The organism is Pseudomonas ovata (assembly GCF_003131185.1).
GTDB classification, from domain to species: Bacteria; Pseudomonadota; Gammaproteobacteria; order Pseudomonadales; family Pseudomonadaceae; genus Aquipseudomonas; species Aquipseudomonas ovata.
In genome coordinates, this window is sequence record NZ_QFFU01000009.1 from 49902 (window position 1) to 70487 (window position 20586).

The window sequence follows — 20586 nt, forward strand, 5'->3', positions numbered from 1 at the left end:
CGCACCTGTACCGCAGGTTCAACCTGTTGCCCGTACCTTTTTGAACCAGGCCTCAGGTGATTATTCGCCTCTGATGCTGTAACGAAAACGCCGACCTCAGCTGTCGGCGTTTTTGCATCTCTCTATGTCAAAGATCGGACATCAAGGCCCTTCCTGTCACGAGCTGGAATAACGCAAACCAATAAACATTTTCGCAACAAATGTCCATGAGAGGATCAACCTGCCATTGACCGGCGCTGGGCCACAACCCTACGATCCTCGACATTTATCAGGGAGCGATAACCGTGTCCGGGTCCAGAATCAATGTCCTGTTCCGTACGGCCGTCATGTGGTTGCTGTTCACCCTGTTCCTGCTCATTGGCCTGGCCTCGATGTTCAGCAGTTTGCTACTTGGGCCGTTCATGCTTGTCGCCGCCCTGGTTTTCGCCCCGCCCATCAATCGTCTGATCGAAAAGAGAACACACATCACGATCAAGGCACGCCACCGTGTGGCCATTGCGTTCGTCTGCACCGGTCTCTTTTTTTACACCATCAGCAAAATACAAGACATCAACGCGGAAAAACGGGCCGCTCAGCGAGTTATGGCTGAGCGGCAATCACTGGCGCATCCTCCAGAAGGTAAACCGGGCGTACGTGACCGCTGACAAGGACGCGATTCTTTCAGAGATGCATGCACTTGTTGCAAAACAGGACTACGCCGGTGCGAGGGGGAAATCAGCCTCACATCCATGCCTGCATTTTCCTGCCGTCCATGACACCCGAAGCACGGAAGCAGACCTCAAGCATGCGTGGGCGATAGCGACCAGCCCTGGCGGCGTTGGGCATCCCCTCTAGTCGGCCATATAACTGCAGTCATACGTATGCGACAATATGGTCAATGTCTGGTCTCCAACCCCGCATTCATCGCCCAACAGCTTGGGCATAGCGTGCAGATGCTTCTTTCGACTTATGCACGATGGATCAACTCATCCAACGACTGGCAGGAGCTGCAAAAGCTCCAGATGGGTCCCAAATTGGTCCCAGGCTAAAATTTTAGATCGTAAGTTATTGATAGGTAAGGCAATTGATCTCCACCGCAAATATCACCATGCAGTTCGGCCCCAAACCCTTGTTCGAGAACGTCTCGGTCAAGTTCGGCGCCGGTAACCGTTACGGCCTGATCGGCGCGAACGGCTGCGGCAAATCCACGTTCATGAAGATCCTGGGCGGCGATCTGGAGCCTTCGGGTGGCCAGGTGATGCTCGAACCGAACGTGCGCCTGGGTAAACTGCGCCAGGATCAATTCGCCTATGAAGAATTCACGGTGCTCGACACGGTGATCATGGGCCACGAGGAGCTGTGGAAGGTCAAGGCCGAGCGCGACCGTATCTACTCGCTGCCGGAAATGACCGAAGACGACGGCATGGCCGTGGCCGAGCTGGAAACCGAGTTTGCCGAGATGGACGGCTACACCGCCGAATCCCGTGCAGGCGAACTGCTGCTGGGCCTGGGTATCGGCATCGAGCAGCACAGCGGCCCGATGAGTGAAGTGTCGCCAGGCTGGAAGCTGCGCGTATTGCTGGCCCAGGCGCTGTTCTCGGACCCTGAAGTGCTGTTGCTCGACGAACCGACCAACCACCTGGACATCAACACCATCCGCTGGCTGGAAAACGTGCTGACCCAGCGCAACAGCCTGATGATCATCATTTCCCACGACCGTCACTTCCTGAACAGCGTGTGCACGCACATGGCTGACCTGGATTACGGCGAGCTGCGTCTGTTCCCGGGCAACTACGACGAATACATGACCGTGGCGACCCAGTCGCGCGAGCAGCTGCTGGCCGACAACGCCAAGAAGAAGGCGCAGATCTCCGAGCTGCAGTCGTTCGTCAGCCGCTTCTCGGCCAACGCCTCGAAAGCCAAGCAGGCCACCTCGCGCGCCAAGCAGATCGACAAGATCCAGCTGGCCGAGGTCAAGCCGTCCAGCCGTGTCAGCCCGTTCATTCGTTTCGAGCAGACCAAGAAGCTCCACCGTCAGGCCGTGGTGGTCGAGCGCATGGCCAAGGGTTTCGATGGCGTGCCGCTGTTCAAGGACTTCAGCTTTACTGTCGAAGCCGGCGAGCGCGTAGCGATCATCGGTCCCAACGGTATCGGCAAGACCACCCTGCTGCGCACACTGGTCAACGAACTGACACCCGATGCCGGCAGCATCAAGTGGACCGATGCAGCGGAAATCGGCTACTACGCCCAGGACCACGCCCACGACTTCGAAGACGACTGGACCCTGTTCGACTGGATGGGCCAGTGGACCCAGGGCGGCGAGCAACTGGTGCGCGGCACCCTGGGCCGCATGCTGTTCTCCAACGACGAGATCCTCAAGTCGGTCAAGGTGATTTCCGGTGGTGAGCAAGGCCGCATGCTGTTCGGCAAGCTGATCCTGCAAAAGCCCAACGTGCTGGTAATGGACGAACCGACCAACCACCTGGACATGGAATCGATCGAAGCGCTGAACCTGGCGCTGGAAAACTACCCCGGCACGCTGATTTTCGTCAGCCACGACCGTGAGTTCGTATCATCGCTGGCGACGCGCATCATCGAGCTGAGCCCGGATGGCGTGATCGACTTCAGCGGTACGTACGACGACTACCTGCGCAGCCAGGGCGTGGTGTTCTAAACCGCATGGCGGCCGGGGCCAATGCCTCGGCCGCACAGCCTGCACTCAGGCGTCGGGCACCTGGACCATTTCGATCCACAACGCGCCCTTGCCTGACGGCGCCTCGCTGACCCGCTTCAGTGCGCCGTCGGCACCGATGGCATAGCTGCCGACGGTGTCACTCTTCTCCCCTGTCACCAGCAACCAGCGTCCGCCTGGGGCCACGGCGATATTGCGTGGCTGCTTTTCCTGCATCGCGTAGTTGTTCAGGTAGGTCACCTGGCCGCTGGCCGGCTCGACCTTGAACACCGAAACCGAACTGGTGGTGCGCTCACTCATGAACAGTAAGCGGCCATCCGGCGAAAGACGGATGTCTGCCGCCCAGATACGTGGCGTAGGGTCGTCCTTGAGGTCATTGTTGCGGGCATCGCGAACCTCGCCGTGCGCCAGCTTCAAGCGTTCGGGAATCCCGTCGGCCTGGCTGACCCGGGTCAGTGCACCGCTGGCCGGATCAATGGCAAAGCCGGTCACGGTGCCGCTCATTTCACCGACCACATAGAGAAACTTGCCATCGGGGGAGAACGCCAGATGACGGGGTCCGCTGTTGGCCGCGACACTGACCTGGCCGCTGCCGATGGGGGTCAGGCTGCCGTTCTGGTTGTCCAGTTGGTATTGCAGCACCTGATCGACACCCAGGTTACCGGCATAGACAAAGCGATTGCTCAGGTCGGTGCGGATCGAATGGGCATGCAGGCCGGTCTTGTAGGTCTTGATCTGCTCGCCACCGGTCGCCTCCACCGGCTGCACGCTGAGCAGGTCACCGCCATACGAGGCGCCCATCAGGTAACGGTCGCTGCGATCCAGCGACAGATAAGCCAGGCTCTCGGCCAGCGGTGCCTCGCTGAACGCTTTCAAATGTCCGCTCCCCGGCTCGATGCGATAGCCCACAACCTTGTAGGGTTTGGCCCGCAAGGCGGCATAGAGTCGGGTGCCGTCGTGGGCGGCAGCCAGCGGATTGACTTGCTCGCCAGCCTTGGTCTGCGTGACCAGGCTCAGCGCACCGTTGGTTTCATCCAGGCGATACTGCGAGATAAGGCCGTCGGCGGGGCTGGAGATATAAGCAAAGGTGGCGGCTTGAGCACTGATACTCAGGCCCATGGCCGCAGCCAGCAGGAGGGGTTTGAACATGGAATCGCCTTTATTGTTGTGGTTGTTATCAGTCATCCTATGACTATTCTGTGTGGATCAGCAAGGACGCTGATTAAATAGATAGCCTGCTTTCATTTGCGCAGGGCACGCGCCATGATGAAGCACGCCCACCCTTCTTTCTGTGGACCCGCCTTATGCCCGTCAGCGCCAACTCATCTGGACCTGCCTCTGCCCCACCCAGCCAGATGGCGATCACCCTGCAGATCGTTGCCATTGTCCTTTACACCTTCATCGCCTTTCTTTGTGTCGGCCTGCCCGTGGCCATCCTGCCCGGCTATATCCATGACCAGTTGGGGTTCAGCGCCGTGGTGGCGGGCCTGGCGATTGGCGCGCAATACCTGGCCACGTTGATCAGTCGTCCCTTTGCCGGACGCATCACTGATAACCTGGGCAGCAAGCGGGCCATCGTCTACGGCCTGGCGGGGTTTGTATTGGGCGGCGTGCTGACACTGCTCGGCACCCTGTGCCAGGCGTACCCGGTGGCCAGCCTGACCCTGTTGATCGTGGCCCGGTTATTCATGGGCGTGGCGCAAGGGTTCATCGGTGTCGGCACCATCAGTTGGTCGATCGCCAAGGTTGGCGTCGAACACACGGCGCGCTCGATTTCCTGGAACGGCATCGCCTCCTATGGCGCCATTGCCATCGGTGCGCCGCTGGGGGTCTGGCTGATTGATGAGGTGGGGTTTCACAGCCTGGGCATCGCCCTGATCCTGCTGGCCGGTCTGGGCCTGCTGTTGATACGCCACAAGCCGTCGGTGCCGGTGATCAAGGGCGAGCGCCTGCCTTACTGGTCGGTGTTCAGCCGCGTGTCACCCTATGGCCTGGCGCTGACCCTGGCCTCCATCGGCTACGGCACCCTGACCACCTTCATCACCCTGTTCTACATCAGCCGCGGCTGGCAAGGCGCGGCCTACTGCCTGACCCTGTTCGGGGTCTGCTTCATCGTCTCGCGCCTGGTGTTCATCGGCGCAATCAACCGCCTGGGCGGCTACCTGGCCGCCATGGTCTGCATCGGCGTGGAAGTGGTGGGCCTGACGTTGCTGTGGCTGGCGCCCAACACCGGCATTGCGCTGCTCGGGGCGGGCCTGACCGGGCTCGGGTTATCCCTGGTATACCCGGCGCTGGGCGTCGAAGCGATCAAGCGGGTGCCGGTTGCCAGCCGCTCGGCCGGCTTGAGTGCCTATGCCGTGTTCTTCGACCTGGCAATGGCGATTGCCGGCCCACTGATGGGTGCCATCGCCCTGGGCCAGGGGTACGGGCTGATCTTCTTCTACAGCGCCTTGTTGTCGGTGCTGGCCTTGGGGCTGACCTGGTGGCTGTCACGGCGGCAACAGCCTGCCAGTGCTGTCGACGGGTAGATTACTTTGCCGCGTCGCGCGCCGCCTGCAGCCATTGATCGAACTGCGCACGGTGCGCGGCCACCCATTGCTCGCTATAACGACGAATGTCGGCGGGCTTGTTCTCGCCCTGTTGCATCTTCAGGTTCTGCGCGCTTTCGTCGGCCGTGGTGATCTGCATCTCTGACAGGAACTTGAGCGCTGCCGGATTTTTCTCGGCGAAATCGCGGTTCAGGACGGCTTCGACCTTATCGACCGCAAAGCCCAGGTTCTTGCCCTTGTACATCGTGTCGACGTCGTTCTTGCCGCCGGGCAGGTCGGTCCTGGGCACTTCCAGCCAGACCACGTCGCGGTCCTCGACCAATACGCCGGCGATCCACAGCGACAGCATCAGGGTCTGGTTCAGGCCGGCCATGATGGTCGAGGTGGCCAGCGGCAACTGCACGCGCTTGAGCATCTGCCACGGTGTGCCGCCAAAGGCGCGGGCCGCTTCGATCTTGTCTTCGGGCACCTGGCGGATGCCCAGGTTGGTCAGGCGCACCAGCGCCGGCAGGGTCTGCATGGCGTCCAGCAGCGGGCGTACCACCCGCTCCAGGCGGTCGCTGCGGGCACACAGGATGCCCAGCGGAATGCCGATCACCGCGCAGAAGAACACCGCCGTGAGTACCAGCGACAGCGTGGTCATCGACTCGGACCAGACGCCGATAAAGCCCAGCAGCGTCAGGGTCACGAACGACAGCCATGCGCTTACCCGCCAGCTGCCAGCCGAGCAGCGTCGACAGCAGGATGCCGATGCTCGGCGGGATGCTTTGCAGGAGGTACTCGATGCCGTTGAGCACCTGGTCGATGGGCCAGCGAATGGCGCGGAATACATCGCGAAAGTTGTGCACCAGGTAATTGAGGATGCTTTCCACCCATTGCCCCAGGGGGATGGTGGCGGACTGGAACGGGTCGAGAAGGCTGAATTCGGACATGGTGGCGACCTCTTGGGGTGGGTGCTTAATGGCGGCTGAGGGTCTGCAACAGCTGACTTTTGGAAATCGTGCCTTTGAAAGCTCCGGCGCGGTCCAGCACCGGCACCGGGTAAGACAGACTGGCAACGATGTTCAGCACTTCATCCAGCGGGGTGTCGGTGTAGACCGGGGCCTGCTCGTGCAGCCGGTGCCGGTCGTCGGCCGCCGCGCCGCTGGTCTCGGTGTCAACCACGCCCAGAAGGTGCCCGCGCTCGTCGACCAGATAGCCATAGTCGGCACCGGCCCTGAACTGCGGCGCCTTGCCGTTGAGACGGCAGATGATCCCGGGGTCCAGTTGCGCCACATCGCCGGCCTTGAGCACCCGCGAGCTGTCAAAACCCTTGATGGCCGGCTGGTTGATCAGCTCCTGTGGGGTGCCTATCTGCACCACCCGGCCGCCTTCCATGATCGCGATGCGATGGCCGATGCGGATGGCCTCCTCGATGTCGTGGGAAATGAAGATGATCGTGCGCTGCTGCTCGGCCTGCAGGCGGATCAGTTCGCCCTGCATCTCATGGCGGATCAGCGGGTAGAGGGCCGAGAAGGCTTCGTCTTTGTCGGCGCCGTTACGCAGCATGTCCATGGCCCACTCGGGGTGGGACCAAAGATCTTGAAGAGAGTGGAAACGGAAAGAATTGCCTCGTTGCTTACGCTCATACGACCCTCATTATTATCTTTATTACCAATAACAGCAGACACCGTGGCTATTGGCAGTACGCTCAAGCCTGAGCGCGAGTCGGGGGACGATGCAGGGGTGGCCAGGTTCATTTCTGTGAATGATCGGGCGCCAGAGTATCGGCTCGTCACAAGGGGGATGAATCAAGGCTTGCGGCGAGTGGCTTCACTCTACGCGTGAAGAAGCGGGGGGAATTGTACGCGGGGGTCAATGTCTATTATGGCGGCGCGGCTTTGCAGGCACCGCCTGCAGGCGCGACCGGGCGGCCGCGCCTGCAGGAAGATGGATCAGCCTTTTGGCTTGAGAATCAGCACCGCCAGAGGCGGCAGGTTGAGCAGCAGCGAGACCGGCTGGCCATGGCTCTGCTCGTCGGTGGCGCGCACTTCACCGCCGTTGCCCTGGTTGGAGCCGGCATAGGTTTCCGAGTCGCTGTTGAGCAATTCGGTCCAGGCCCCGTCAAACGGCACGCCGACCCGGTAGGCCTCGCGTGGCACCGGCGTCATGTTGCACACCACCAGCAGCGGCTCGCCCTCCCGACTCCAGCGCAACCAGGCGTAGACACTGTTGGCATGATCGTCGCCGATCAGCCACTGGAAGCCCATCGGCTCGGTGTCGCGTTCGTGCAGGGCCTTTTCATGGCGATACAGCCGATTGAGGTCACCCACCAGCTTCTTGATGCCGATGTGCTCGGCGTACTGCAGCAGGTACCAGTCCAGTTGCTCGTCGTGGTTCCACTCACGCCACTGGCCGAATTCGCAGCCCATGAACAGCAGCTTCTTGCCAGGATGGGCCCACATGAAGGTCAGGTAGGCCCGCAGGTTGGCAAATTTCTGCCAGCGGTCACCCGGCATCTTGTCGATCAGCGAGCGCTTGCCATGCACCACTTCGTCGTGGGAAATCGGCAGGATGAAGCGCTCGGACCAGGCATACACCAGGCCGAAGCTCAACTCGCTGTGGTGATGAGCGCGATGGATCGGGTCTTGCTGGATGTAGTGCAGCGAGTCGTGCATCCAGCCCATGTTCCACTTGTAGGCAAAGCCCAGGCCGCCTTGCTGGGTGGTCTGGGTCACGCCTGGCCAGGCGGTGGATTCCTCGGCGATGATCAGTGCGCCGGGCGCTTCGATCGCCACCACGTCGTTGAGGTGGCGCAGAAAGTCGATGGCTTCGAGGTTTTCGCGACCGCCGAAACGGTTCGGCACCCATTCGCCGGCCTTGCGCGAATAGTCGCGGTACAACATCGAGGCCACTGCATCGACACGCAGGCCGTCGATGTGGAAATGCTTGAGCCAGAACAGGCCCGACGCCAGCATGAAGCCGTGCACTTCGGTGCGACCCAGGTTGTAGATCAGCGTGTTCCAGTCCTGGTGAAAGCCCTCATGCGGGTTGCCATACTCATACAGCGCCGTGCCGTCGAATTCGGCCAGGCCGTGGGTGTCGGTCGGAAAGTGCGCCGGCACCCAGTCGAGGATGACACCAATGCCGGCCTGGTGGCAGGCATTGACGAAAAAGGCGAAATCTTCCGGCGAGCCGTAGCGCGCCGTGGGCGCGAACTGTGCCAGCAACTGGTAGCCCCAGGAACCGCCGAACGGGTGCTCCATGATCGGCATCAGTTCGATGTGGGTAAAACCCAGCTCCTGAATGTACGGAATCAGGCGGTCAGCCAGTTCTCGCCAGTTGTACTGGCGCCAGGCCGTGCCGTCCTCGTTCTGCTCCATCTGCCAGGAACCGGCATGCAGCTCGTAGATCGACAGCGGCGCAGACGGTGCATGCAGGTCGCCACGCTCCTGCATCCAGTCATGGTCCTGCCAGTCGAACTGCAAGGGACCGGCCACCTTGGAGGCGGTTTCCGGCGGCAAGGTCGTGGCGCGGGCGACCGGGTCGCATTTAAGCGGCAGGATGCCATGCGGGCCAAGAATTTCGTACTGGTACTTTTCACCCGGCTGCAGGCGCGGCACGAAGATTTCCCAGATGCCCGACGGGTGCAGCAGGCGCATCGGGTGTCGGCGCCCGTCCCAGTTATTGAAATCGCCCACTACCGAGACACGGCGGGCATTAGGGGCCCAGACGGCAAAGCGCACACCCTGCACGTTATCGACCGTCTGCAACTGCGAGCCCAGGCAGTGGCCCAGGTCACGGTGATTGCCCTCGGAGAACAGATAGATGTCCATCTCACCGAGCAATTGCCCGTAGCTGTACGGGTCCTCGGTAATCTGCTCGCCGCCGGCCCAACTGATCTTGAACAGGTATGGCCGGGCTTCGGGGAACCGGCCGGCAAACAGGCCCGGCACCTCGGTCATGGGCAGTTCGCCCAGGTCCTGTTCGCTGCCACGCGCCAGCACCCGCACACTCAGTGCACCGGGCAGGTAGGCACGGATGATCTGCCCGCCCTGCCCGTCGTCGTGAGGGCCCAGGATGGAGAATGGATCACGGTGTTCGGCACGGATCAAAGCGTCCGTGTCGACGGCGGCGGGCAGTGGCTGGCGGCCCGTGCCATGATTATCAGGCGCATTCATGTTGACTCTCCATCGTTCAATTCCAGCAATCCACGCAAGCCCTGCAAAGGCACGGCCAACCAGTCCGGGCGGTTCTCGGCTTCGTAGATTACTTCATAGGCGGTTTTTTCAAGGGTAAATAATTCAAGGGCGGCGTTTTCGCCTTGCGGGTCTTTCCAGGCATGCGCGATCGACGCACTGGCCTGCCGGTAACCGTCGAGAAAGGCCTCGCGGGCCTGGCTCAGGTAAGTCCCGGCCACCTGCTGGCGGGCAGCGGCCGCCTCGGGTGAGGTGTCCACGCTTTGCGCACTGCGCGCCGCCATGGCCGCAGCGTAGTCGAAAGAACGCAATACGCCGCCGACATCCTTGAACGGGCTGTATTTGCCGCGTCGTTCTTGCAATGGCCGTACCGGCTCACCTTCGAAATCGATCAGGTAGGCATCCCCTTTCACCACCAGCACCTGGCCCAGGTGCAGATCACCATGCACACGCATGCGCAGGCCGCCTGCGCTGGCCTCGGCCAGCGTCAGGACGTGCGCCTGGATGCGTTCACGTTGCGTCAGCAGGCTGTCGACCCGTTGGCGATCCTCGGCCTGCAGGTCGCCCTTGCGCTGCTCAAGCAATTTCAGGGCACGTTCGATTTGCGCCTGTACCCGTTTGGCCGTGTCCCGGGCCTCATCGGCAGAGGTGTTTTCCACGGCAAAATCAGGGTTGTCCGTAGGCGCCGCCAATACCTGATGCATCTCGCCCAGGCGCTGGCCCAGGTTGCGGGCAAAGTCAGCCAGTTCGCCCAGCGCGTCATAAGACGCTTCCTGGCCTGCGGCAGCTGGCGAGAGCTGATCGCGCACGGCCCGCTCCAGGCTGTTCTGCGTCCACTCCCAGGCATCGCCCTGATTGTTCAGGTAACCCTGGGCAATCATCAGCAGGTGCGGCTGGCCGTCAGCGTCGGTGCGGACCAGCGAGCCGAGCAAGGGTGAGATGTATTGATAGCCGGCGCCGGTCAGGTAGGCCCCCATTTCCAGTTCCGGGTGCACACCGGCGCTGACTTTGCGGATCATCTTCAGCACCAGGCTGCCGCCGACCACCACCGAGCTGTTGGACTGCTCGGCCGACAGATAGCGCACCTCCGAGTTCTGGTCGAGCCCCAGCGGTGTCAGCTTTTCAGTGCCCTGGAAATGCAACTGGCCATGCGCGCTGCCGGTGTCCAGCACGGTCTGCGCCTGCATGGCCTGGATCACATCGAGAATGAAATGCTCCAGGGTAAAACCATCGGTGATCAGCCCGACCTGCGGCCCGCGCCGCACCCGGCTCAGGGCCAGCTGCTGCGGCAGCGCACTGTTGAAATCCTCTTCGGCCAGCAGGCCAAACGGCAGTTGATAGCGCTCTTGCTGACCGCCTGCGGTAACGTCGACCTCGCTGAGCAGCACAGGACGATTGCCGTTACTCAGGCGCACCGCGTAAGCGATGTGCACGTTTTCGATGGGTTTGTCCTTGCTGGCGAACCAGCGCCGCTTGGGCAGGTACACCGTCAGGGCGGTGTTTTCGATGGTGTCGCGCAAAGGTTCTTCGAGCAGTTCTTCCAGACGCTTCTTGAGTACCAGGGTCGGGAAGTCCGGCATGCTCTGGGCCGGTTCGACGTGCCAACTGGGCATTTGATTCTCCGCTGCAAGTAGAAACCAATGAAAGCCGTAGGGCGGGAATGTCAGCAGGTAGGTCAACTGGCCGATGGGCGGAAAGGCACTGCCGCCCAGCATTTCGACCGGCACCTTGCCGGCGTGGGCTGACAATTCCAGCTCGACGGCCTGGGCGGCACTGGACATGTTGGCCACGCACAGAATGGTCTCGGTGTGCCCATCGGTGCCGGTGTATTCACGGGTATAGGCCAGGATGCGGCGGTTGCTGGGCGACAGCATGTGCAGCGTGCCACGACCAAACGCCTTTTGTTGCTTGCGCACCGCCAGCATGCGCCGGGTCCAGTTCAACAGGGAGTGCGGGTCGGCGTCCTGGGTTTCGACGTTGACCGACTGGTAACCGTAGAGCGGGTCCATGATCGGCGGCAGCACCAGGCTGGCCGGGTCGGCACGTGAAAAGCCGCCGTTGCGGTCGATCGACCACTGCATGGGCGTGCGCACACCGTCGCGGTCGCCCAGGTAGATATTGTCACCCATGCCCAGTTCATCGCCGTAGTACAGGGTCGGCGTACCGGGCATCGACAGCAGCATGCTGTTGAGCAACTCGACCCGGCGCCGATCACGCTGCACCAGCGGCGCCAGGCGACGCCGGATGCCCAGGTTGATGCGGGCCCGACGGTCAGCGGCGTAATGATTCCACAGGTAGTCACGTTCACGGCTGGTGACCATTTCCAGGGTCAGTTCATCGTGGTTGCGCAAGAAGATCGCCCATTGGCAGTTGGCCGGGATTTCCGGGGTCTGGCGCAAAATGTCAGTGATCGGAAAGCGATCCTCCTGAGCCAGGGCCATGTACATGCGTGGCATCAGCGGGAAGTGAAACGCCATGTGGCACTCATCGCCATCCGGACCTTTGCTGTCGCCGAAATACAGCTGCGTGTCCTCAGGCCACTGGTTGGCCTCGGCCAGCAGCATGCGGTCCGGGTAATGGGCATCAATTTCGGCGCGAATGCGCTTGAGCACCTGGTGGGTCTCGGGCAGGTTCTCGTTGTTGGTGCCGTCGCGCTCGATCAGGTAGGGAATCGCGTCCAGGCGCAGGCCATCCACGCCCAGGTCGAGCCAGAAACGCATCACGCCCAGCACCGCTTCCATCACCTGCGGGTTATCGAAGTTAAGGTCCGGCTGGTGCGAGTAGAAACGGTGCCAGAAATACTGGCCGGCCACCGGGTCCCAGGTCCAGTTGGACTTCTCTGTATCCAGAAAGATGATGCGAGTGCCGTCGTACTTCTGGTCAGTGTCGGACCAGACATAGAAATTGCGGGCCTTGGAGCCCTTTTTAGCCTGGCGCGCCCGCTGGAACCACGGGTGCTGGTCCGAGGTGTGGTTGATGACCAGCTCGGTAATGATCCGCAGCCCACGCTTGTGCGCCTCGGCGATGAACCGCCTGGCATCGGCCATGCTGCCGTAGTCGGGGTGCACGGCGCGGTACTCGGCAATGTCGTAACCATCATCGCGCCGTGGCGAGGGGTAGAACGGCAGCAGCCAGATGGTGTTCACGCCCAGCCCGGCAATGTAGTCGAGCTTGGCGATGAGGCCTGGGAAATCACCGATACCGTCATTATTGGAATCGAAGAACGATTTGACGTGGACCTGGTAAATCACCGCGTCCTTGTACCAGAGCGGGTCGTTGATAAAACTGGCGTTTCTGGACTTTTTCGCCATGGTGATCTCCCTGACCGATTACTTCGCGCTGATGCGCCAGATACCGAACGGCTGGTAATGCGGGTCGATGCGCATCCACTGCACCTTGCCGTACCAGCTCCAGCGGTGGCCGGTCATCAGGTCTTCGCCCTGGGTCTCGGCATGGTCGGGCAACCCCATGTCCCACAGCGGCAGTTCGAAATGCGCTTCCTGGACATTGTGTGGATCGAGGCTGACCGCCACCAGGATGAAGTTGCTGCCATCAGGGGTGCGCTTGCCAAAGTACAGAATGTTGTCATTCCAGGCGGTGTACAGCTTCAGGCCCAGGTGGGTCTGCAAGGCCGGGTTCTGGCGACGGATACGGTTGAGCTGGGCGATCTCGGCAATGATATTGCCGGGCGCGGTGAAGTCACGGACGCGGATCTGGTATTTCTCCGAGTCCAGGTACTCTTCCTTGCCCGGCAAGGCCGCCGACTCGCACAGTTCGAACCCCGAATACATACCCCATAGCCCTGAGCCCATGGTCGCCAGTGCCGCACGAATCAGAAACCCCGGTCGCCCGTTGTTGTGCAGAAAGTGCGGGTTGATGTCCGGCGTATTGACGAAGAAATTCGGGCGATAGCAATCGCGCAGCGGCGCTTCGTTGAGCTGGGTGAAGTACTCCGACAGTTCGGCCTTGTTGTTGCGCCAGGTGAAGTAGGTGTAGCTCTGCGAATAACCGACCTTGCCCAGCCGCGCCATCATCGCCGGCTTGGTGAACGCTTCGGCGAGGAACATCACGTCGGGGTGCTGACGGCGAATGTCATCGATCAGCCACTGCCAGAAGGGCAAGGGCTTGGTGTGCGGGTTGTCGACACGGAAGATCTTGACCCCCTCCTCGACCCAGCCCAGCACCACGTTGCGCAATTCCAGCCACAGGCCGGGGATGGCGTCGGGCGCGTAGAAATCGACGTTGACGATGTCCTGGTATTTTTTCGGCGGGTTTTCCGCATAGCGGATGGTGCCGTCCGGGCGCCAGCTGAACCAGCCCGGGTGCTCCTTGAGCCACGGGTGGTCCTGCGAGCACTGGATGGCAAAGTCCAGCGCCAGCTCCAGGCCATGCTCGGCGGCCGCGGCCACCAGCGCACGAAAGTCCTCGCGACTGCCCAGTTGCGGGTGGATGGCCTCATGGCCACCGTCCGGGCTGCCGATGGCATACGGGCTGCCCGGATCCTCGGGGCCTGCGGTCAACGAGTTGTTCGGCCCCTTGCGATGGGCGCGGCCGATAGGGTGGATCGGCGGGAAGTACAACACGTCAAAGCCCATGTCACGGATCATCGGCAGGCGCGAATGCACGTCATTGAAGGTGCCGTGCCGGGCCGGGTCATCGGTGATCGAACGCGGGAACAGTTCATACCAACTGGCAAATTGCGCGCGCTCGCGCTCGACATCGAGCGGGTACGGGCGGCTGGCGCTCAGGTAACTGTGATTGTCAGCCTGGGCCATCAGCGCCGTGGTCTCGCTGTGCAGCAACAGGGCGACACGCGACGGCACGTCCTTGCCCTCAAGCTGCCCCAGCACTTGCTCGATCTGTTGGCGCACGTCGCCCTGGCTGCGCTCGGCACCCTGTTGCAGGTGAATGCGGCCTTCTTCGAGTTCCAGCTCGATCGGCACCCCGGCACCGTGCTTCTTGCCCAGCTCGTAGCAATAGCTGGCATACACATCGATCCAGGCCTGCAGGCGGAACACATAGCGGTCCACCGTCACCGGTGTGAAGCTGCCGAGCCAACTGTCATTGCCCAGTTCCTGCATGGGCACACTGTGCCAGTGCTGCTCACCCTCGGCGCGCCAGTCAAGCCGGACAGCCAGTTTGTCGTGGCCATCGGCGTAGACCTTGCCGGTCACGGTCACCGGCTGGCCGATGATCGCCTTGGCGGCAAACTGTCCACCATCCAGCACTGGTGTGACATCCTCGATGGCAATGCGTGGCAATTGCAGCGCCTGGGTCAGAGTCAAGGGACCTGTGGGCTGCGAGAGGGTGTGCGAAGCTTCGAAAGCGGGAGAATCCGGACTGTATGACTGTTCATTCATCGAGCATCACTCCTTACGCCCCTGGGACGCGGCGGTGCGGTCCATAGCATTGACTGCTTTGAATGGGTTGAACGACAGCCCTCAGGCGCTCTGGCCTGTGCTGCCGACTGCAAAGGTTCCGAACGGCAGCCCTGTGGAAAGTTCAAAGCTTTACCAAGCACCCACATGGGCGCAGCAGCCAATACTGACATGTGTGGCGGGTTGCCGGGCAAGCATAGGCGCCTCCGGAAAAATTGCCGGTCAACCTGTATTTATAATGTCTGGGACGCGCATTCTGGCACCGGGGTATCAAGGTCAGGGCCTTGGGTGCAAAATGCCGCATTTTTCAAGCACAGCCCAGGGCGCTGCCTATATCCTTGTGCCAGGGCCATTTCAGGAAGCAGGAAGAACCTCTTGATGCAGGGAAGTCACCCACCACCATCCACCCCCGAGCGGCACAACCCGCTGGCTGCCGAGCGCGAGCGCGCCACCACGCTGTTCCGCCTGACCCTGAGCTTCATGCTGGTGGTGGTCATGACCTTCCTGATGGTCGAAGGCTGGCGGGCCTGGCGCGATTACCGCCAGGCCTTTGCCATGGCCGAAGACTCGGTGACCAACCTGGCCCAGGCCACGGCCCAGCATGCCGAAGATGCGATCCGCCAGGTGGATATCCTGACGTCGGTGCTGGCCGAACGTGTCGAGGGTGACGGGCTGCAGCACATCGATATCCCCCGCATGCATCAGTTGATGGTGCAGCAGACGCGAATCATGCCGCAGCTGCATGGCTTGTTCATCTACGACGCCAACGGCCGTTGGGTCGTGACCGACAAGCTGGGCACGCCAGAGTCGGCCAACAATGCCGACCGCGATTACTTCATCTACCACCGCACCCACACTGACCGCGATGTGCGCATCAGCAAGGTGGTGAGCAGCCGCTCGACCAAGGAGCTGATCATTCCGGTGTCGCGGCGGCTCAACAACCCGGACGGCTCGTTTGCCGGGGTCATGCTGGGCACGGTCAGGGTCAGTTATTTCGTCGACTACTACGGCGACTTCAAGATCGATGACAAGGGCGCACTGGTGCTGGCCATGCGCAACGGCGACATTCTGGTCAGGCGTCCCTTCATCGAAAGAACCATCGGCCAGAGCCTGTCGCAAAGCGAAATATTCACCCGTTACCTGCCGTGGTCCAGTGCCGGTGTGGCGCAGGTCAAGGCCGTGGTCGACGGCACGCACCGGCTTTACGGCTACCGCGTCTTGAGCCGCTACCCGCTGGTGGTCGAAGCCGGCATTTCCCGCGACTCGATCATCGCGCCCTGGCGCCAGGACCTGATCAAGACCGGGCTGATTCTGCTGCTGCTGATCACAGGCCTGGTGGGCTTCGGGATTGTCGTGCTCAAACAGTTGCGTGCACGCATGGCCATGGAGACCGAACTGCGCCGCGTGCATCGCCAGGTCCAGGACATGGCCCTGACCGACAGCCTGACCGGCCTGGGCAACCGGCGCCGGCTGGACATTGTCCTGAGCGACGAGGTCGCCCGCGCCAGGCGTCAGAACACCTGCCTGGCGCTGATCATGCTGGATGTCGACTACTTCAAGCGCTTCAACGACCGCTATGGGCATTCGGCAGGCGATGAATGCCTGCGTCAGGTGGCCCTGGCCATCGGCCAGACCTTGCCGCGCTCCACTGACCTGGCGGTGCGCTACGGCGGTGAGGAATTCACCGTGCTGCTGCCTGACACCGACCGGGCCGGCGCCCTGCAGGTGGCCGACCAATTGCTGCAGGCCATTCGCGAACTGAATATCGAACACGCCGACCATCCGGCCGGCCGGGTGACCGCCAGTGCCGGGGTGACCGTCAACACGCCCAGGTCTGACGAGGTGAGCCCGGCCAGCATGATCAAGGCGGCCGATGCCTTTCTGTATGTGGCCAAGCACAAGGGACGAGATCAGTGGCAAGCCGAGTCTGCCGCGCAGGCAGTACAGGACAGACCCGACGGCGTCAGGAAAAATCTTTCGGAATTTTAGCAAGGGTCCTGCATCAAACGCTGGACTAATCCTCTGAAGGTGAGCCCATGAATATCCCGATCCCGCCGGAGCCTGCAGACCCGAACATTGATGACTCGATAATCCCGGTCACTCCAAAAGATGATCCGCCTGGCACCCCGCCCGCCGATGAGACGCCTGTAGGCGACCCACCCAATAACGAACCACCTGCCCGCCTTTAGATGCCAACGGCTCAGGGCAGCTCCTGGCTGTCCTTGGCTGGCAAGGTCTGTTTGTCGCCAGGCGGCAGTTCGCCATCATGCCTGTGCTTGTGTTCGTGGCGGTCGACCACATGCGGGACCAGGCTCAGAATCCCCAGTGCCAGGACCGTGCTCAGTACCGCCGTGGCTTCGCGCCCCATGCCCGCTGCCACGCCGATGGCGGCAGTCATCCACAGCCCGGCGGCGGTGGTCAGGCCCTTGACCTGGGAGACATTCCTGGCGTGCTCCTTGAGAATGGTGCCGGCACCGAGAAAACCGATACCGGCCACGATGCCCTGGATGACACGACTGATGTCAGCATCACCCGCCCCGACCATACGCGGCACCAGCACGAACAAAGCAGCGCCCATGCACACCAGCATATGGGTGCGCACCCCGGCCGCCTTGCCACGATGCTCACGCTCGAACCCCAGGATACCGCCCAGCAGTGCGGCAATCGACAGGCGCACAGTCACCCGGGTCAATTGCGATACATCGGTGATATCGGAAAACTCTGACTGCAACGTCGTTACGACTTCCTGCCACCACGTACTCATCGTCCATCCTTAAACGCTTGCATCCGCTCGATTGGACAGTCGCCATGCGGCAGAGTGCGGCATCCCTGGCTCAGTGGTTAACGTCCGCCAGCCACATCAATGAAGGTCCCGGTGGCATAGGAAGCCTTGTCCGACAGCAGCCACAAAATGGCCTCGGCCACCTCTTCGGGTGTTCCTCCACGGCGCATCGGCAGTTCACCTTCAAGCTTGCTGACCCGGAACGGGTCGCCGGACTGCACATGGAAATCAGTGAAGATATAGCCGGGGCGTACGGCATTGACGCGGACACCCTCAGGCGCCACCTCCTTGGCCAGCCCCAGGGTGAAGGTGTCGATGGCGCCCTTGGAAGACGCATAGTCGACGTATTCATTGGCCGAGCCCAGGCGCGAGGCAGCCGAACCGACATTGACGATGCTGCCGCCCTGCCCGCCGTGGCGTGGCGACATGCGCAACAGTGCGTGCTTGCTGCACAGGATCGGGCCGACCACGTTGCTCATCATGATTTTCAGCAGGCGAAATTCCGACATGTCCTCGACCCTGGACGCATGGGCAATGGTGGCCGCGTTATTGACCAGATGCGTGATGCGCCCAAGCTCTGCGTCGATACGGGTATACAGACGAATGATTTCGTCCTCGTTGCTGACATCGGCCTGCACGGCAATCGCCTGTGCCCCCAAGGCCCTGACCTGGCTGCAGACCCGCTCGGCGGCGGCATGATCGGACAGGTAGTTGATGCAGATCCGATAACCTTGCGTGGCTGCCGCCAGTGCCGTGGCCGCGCCGATTCCGCGAGAGCCGCCAGTAATGAGGAGAACCTTTTCCATTTGTTTTCTCGTACCCGATTCAAAGACTGAAGATTGAAAAAGGGCCAGTCAGGCAGCCACTCAGTCGTTGACGATGGCGGTCTCCCTGGCCTGGACACGGCGCTCGGCGCTGTGAATGTCTTGCATGAAGCGCTCGGGCGGTTGCGGGTGTCCGAGCAGGTAGCCTTGCAGCGAATCGCAGCCCAGGCGGGTCAGGAAATGCTGTTGCACATCAGTTTCAACCCCTTCGGCCACAATGCGCAAGTCCAGTGCCTGGCCCAGGGCAACGATGGCCGAGACAATCGCGGCGTCATCACTGTCGTGCTCCAGGTCACGCACAAAGCCCCGGTCGATCTTGAGCTCGTTGGCTGGCAGGCGCTTGAGGTACATGAGGCTGGAATAGCCGGTCCCGAAGTCATCGATCGACAGGTCGAGCCCCATCTGTGAAAGCTGGTTGAGCACTGCCATGCTGGCGTCGGCATCGTTCATTGCCGTGGTTTCAGTGATTTCCAGGGTCAGGCAGTTGGCAGGCAGCCCGTGGCGGGCCAGGGTCTGGGCGACGATATCGACCAGCCCGACATGGCAGAACTGCAAGGCCGAAAGATTGACTGCCATGCGCCACTGGTCATACCCCTGCCTGACCCATTGACTCATCTGCTGGCAGGCTTCATCGAGCACCCATTCGCCGATGGGAATGATCAGTCCGGTCTTTTCTGCCAGGCCGATGAACTTGTCCGGTGACAGCAGGCCCCGCTCAGGATGGTTCCAGCGCAACAAGGCCTCGGCACCGACGGGCAAGCCGCTGATGGCATCGAACTTGGGCTGGTAATGCAGGCAAAACTGCCCGGCACTGACGGCCGTGCGCAGCTCGGACAGCAGTTGCAGCTGATTGCGGGCATTGGTGTTCATCGACGCTTCGAAAAAACTGTAGCCGTTCTTGCCATTGGCCTTGGCGTGGTACATCGCCGCATCGGCATTCATCAGCAGCTCATGCTGGTCAAGACCGTTGCCCGGGTACAGACAGATGCCAACGCTCACCGACACTTGCAGGATATGCCCGCTGACTTCGAAAGGCTGGGCGACAACGTTGACCAGCCGTGATGCTACGGTCGCCGCCTCGTCGATATCACGCAACTCCATGAGCAACACGAATTCATCGCCACCGATGCGCGCCAGGGTGTCATGCCGGTGCAGGTTACCGCGCAGGCGCAGGGCCACGTCACGCAGCAACTGGTCGCCAATATGATGACCGAAGGCATCGTTGACCGGTTTGAAACCATCAAGGTCCATGAACATCAAGGCAAAAGCGGTGCTGTTGTTTTGCGCGGCATTGATCGCCTGATCAATACGGTCCGAGAGCAGCACGCGGTTCGGCAGGCTGGTCAGGGTGTCGTGCAGGGCCAGGTGGGTCAGTTCGCGGTTGGCTTCGGACAGCGAATTGGCCAGGATGGCGGTCCGTGCCTCCAGGCGCGCATCGAGAATGGAGGTCAGCAACGCGATGGTCAGCACCGCCAGGGTGGTGACCAGCACCAGTTTATCCAGCCCGTCGGTCTGCAGGCCGCCGGCATAAGCGCCGCAAAAACTGCTGTCGGCAAAACTGGCGGCCGCCATGCCGGTGTAATGCATGCCGACAATTGCCACCCCCATCACCACCGCCGCTGCGCAACGGGCCAGAAAAACATGGGGCGTGTTCTGGCGCAGGCGGAAGGCGATCCACAACGCGGCGGTGGAAGCCCCGAAAGCGATCAACAGCGACAGGCCGAACAGTCCGGGGTCGTAATCGATGCCCGGCTGCATGCGCAGCGCAGCCATGCCCAGATAGTGCATGCAACTGATACCGGTGCCCATCAGCAAGGCCCCCAGCATCAACTGCCGCAGCGGCAGCACCGGCTGGCTGACCACCCACAGGGCAATGCCTGAGGACAGCATGGCAATCAGCAGCGAGCACAGGGTCAGGAACAGGTCGTAGCCCAGGTCGATGGGCAGGACAAAGGCCAGCATGCCGATGAAGTGCATCGACCAGATGCCGATGCCCATGGCAAAGGCACCGCCGCCGATCCATAGCCAGACGCCGCGACCCTTGGCAGTCGCAATGCGGCCACTCAGGTCCAGCGCGGTATAGGACGCCAGGATTGCCACCAGGATGGAGATGATGACCAGCGAAGGAATGTAGCTGCCAATCAACTTGAAATGCCTCTGGATTTGGACAAGTGTCTGCATCCATGCCAATCACGATGGGCCGA

Annotated in this window: 11 protein-coding genes and 4 pseudogenes; 5 read left to right on the top strand and 10 right to left on the bottom strand. The window is 61.6% G+C overall.

Annotated elements, in window-relative coordinates; all coding sequences use genetic code 11:
* The first annotated feature begins 284 nt into the window (after positions 1–284).
* The 3 genes and pseudogenes from DGA31_RS14245 (at position 285) to DGA31_RS14255 (ending at position 2653) form a co-directional block, all read left to right on the top strand.
* Positions 285–644, top strand: coding sequence for a hypothetical protein (locus DGA31_RS14245; RefSeq protein WP_152035039.1), 360 nt, complete (start codon positions 285–287; stop codon positions 642–644).
* 161 nt (positions 645–805) lie between these two features.
* Positions 806–1028 (top strand): annotated as a pseudogene (locus DGA31_RS30565) (site-specific integrase); the annotation flags it as partial.
* A gap of 35 nt (positions 1029–1063) precedes the next feature.
* On the top strand, positions 1064–2653 hold the full coding sequence (locus DGA31_RS14255) for an ABC-F family ATPase (protein WP_109512974.1): 1590 nt from the start codon (positions 1064–1066) through the stop codon (positions 2651–2653).
* A gap of 45 nt (positions 2654–2698) precedes the next feature.
* Here DGA31_RS14255 and DGA31_RS14260 read toward each other — a convergent pair whose 3' ends face one another.
* A complete protein-coding gene (locus tag DGA31_RS14260) occupies positions 2699–3820 on the bottom strand; it encodes a lactonase family protein (protein WP_109513069.1) in 1122 nt (373 codons plus the stop codon).
* A 155-nt stretch (positions 3821–3975) separates the two neighbouring features.
* Here DGA31_RS14260 and DGA31_RS14265 point away from each other — a divergent pair, with 155 nt between their 5' ends.
* Entirely contained in the window at positions 3976–5199 is a 1224-nt protein-coding gene (locus DGA31_RS14265) for an MFS transporter (protein ID WP_109512975.1), read from the top strand.
* Position 5200: 1 nt separating this feature from the next.
* On the opposite strand, the pseudogene DGA31_RS30005 reads toward DGA31_RS14265, so the two are convergent.
* The 6 genes and pseudogenes from DGA31_RS30005 to DGA31_RS14290 form a co-directional block, all read right to left on the bottom strand.
* Positions 5201–5557, bottom strand: a pseudogene (locus DGA31_RS30005) (glycine betaine ABC transporter substrate-binding protein); the annotation flags it as partial.
* Positions 5558–6152, bottom strand: a pseudogene (locus DGA31_RS30010) (ABC transporter permease); the annotation flags it as partial.
* A 25-nt stretch (positions 6153–6177) separates the two neighbouring features.
* A pseudogene (locus tag DGA31_RS14275) lies at positions 6178–6744 on the bottom strand (ATP-binding cassette domain-containing protein); the annotation flags it as partial.
* Between the two features lie 410 nt (positions 6745–7154).
* On the bottom strand, positions 7155–9380 hold the full coding sequence (gene glgB, locus DGA31_RS14280; RefSeq protein WP_056839655.1) for a 1,4-alpha-glucan branching protein GlgB: 2226 nt from the start codon (positions 9378–9380) through the stop codon (positions 7155–7157).
* Positions 9377–12709 carry a maltose alpha-D-glucosyltransferase gene (gene treS, locus DGA31_RS14285; RefSeq protein ID WP_109512976.1) on the bottom strand — a complete coding sequence of 1111 codons (3333 nt, stop codon included), beginning with the start codon at positions 12707–12709 and terminating at the stop codon, positions 9377–9379. The genes glgB and treS overlap by 4 nt, the downstream gene beginning before the upstream one ends.
* 18 nt (positions 12710–12727) lie before the next feature.
* Complete coding sequence (locus DGA31_RS14290; RefSeq protein ID WP_056839653.1) at positions 12728–14758, bottom strand: alpha-1,4-glucan--maltose-1-phosphate maltosyltransferase; 2031 nt, start codon at positions 14756–14758, stop codon at positions 12728–12730.
* A gap of 396 nt (positions 14759–15154) precedes the next feature.
* Here DGA31_RS14290 and DGA31_RS14295 point away from each other — a divergent pair, with 396 nt between their 5' ends.
* Complete coding sequence (locus tag DGA31_RS14295; RefSeq protein ID WP_109512977.1) at positions 15155–16765, top strand: sensor domain-containing diguanylate cyclase; 1611 nt, start codon at positions 15155–15157, stop codon at positions 16763–16765.
* 211 nt (positions 16766–16976) lie between these two features.
* Here the strand turns inward: DGA31_RS14295 and DGA31_RS14300 are convergent, their stop codons facing one another.
* The 3 genes from DGA31_RS14300 to DGA31_RS14310 form a co-directional block, all read right to left on the bottom strand.
* Positions 16977–17540: an MgtC/SapB family protein gene (locus DGA31_RS14300; RefSeq protein WP_109512978.1), complete on the bottom strand. Its 564-nt coding sequence runs from the start codon at positions 17538–17540 to the stop codon at positions 16977–16979.
* 77 nt (positions 17541–17617) lie between these two features.
* Complete coding sequence (locus DGA31_RS14305) at positions 17618–18364, bottom strand: SDR family oxidoreductase (protein WP_109512979.1); 747 nt, start codon at positions 18362–18364, stop codon at positions 17618–17620.
* Between the two features lie 60 nt (positions 18365–18424).
* Positions 18425–20563 (bottom strand): putative bifunctional diguanylate cyclase/phosphodiesterase, encoded by a 2139-nt coding sequence (locus DGA31_RS14310; RefSeq protein ID WP_109512980.1) that lies wholly within the window; start codon positions 20561–20563, stop codon positions 18425–18427.
* Between the last annotated feature and the right edge of the window lie 23 nt (positions 20564–20586).

Coding starts and splice junctions, on each gene's coding strand:
- treS (WP_109512976.1), bottom strand. CDS start 12,709: ATGGCGAAAAAGTCCAGAAACGCCAGTTTTATCAACGACCCGCTCTGG.
- DGA31_RS14260 (WP_109513069.1), bottom strand. CDS start 3,820: ATGTTCAAACCCCTCCTGCTGGCTGCGGCCATGGGCCTGAGTATCAGT.
- DGA31_RS14300 (WP_109512978.1), bottom strand. CDS start 17,540: ATGAGTACGTGGTGGCAGGAAGTCGTAACGACGTTGCAGTCAGAGTTT.
- DGA31_RS14290 (WP_056839653.1), bottom strand. CDS start 14,758: ATGAATGAACAGTCATACAGTCCGGATTCTCCCGCTTTCGAAGCTTCG.
- DGA31_RS14265 (WP_109512975.1), top strand. CDS start 3,976: ATGCCCGTCAGCGCCAACTCATCTGGACCTGCCTCTGCCCCACCCAGC.
- glgB (WP_056839655.1), bottom strand. CDS start 9,380: ATGAATGCGCCTGATAATCATGGCACGGGCCGCCAGCCACTGCCCGCC.
- DGA31_RS14305 (WP_109512979.1), bottom strand. CDS start 18,364: ATGGAAAAGGTTCTCCTCATTACTGGCGGCTCTCGCGGAATCGGCGCG.
- DGA31_RS14310 (WP_109512980.1), bottom strand. CDS start 20,563: ATGCAGACACTTGTCCAAATCCAGAGGCATTTCAAGTTGATTGGCAGC.
- DGA31_RS14295 (WP_109512977.1), top strand. CDS start 15,155: ATGCAGGGAAGTCACCCACCACCATCCACCCCCGAGCGGCACAACCCG.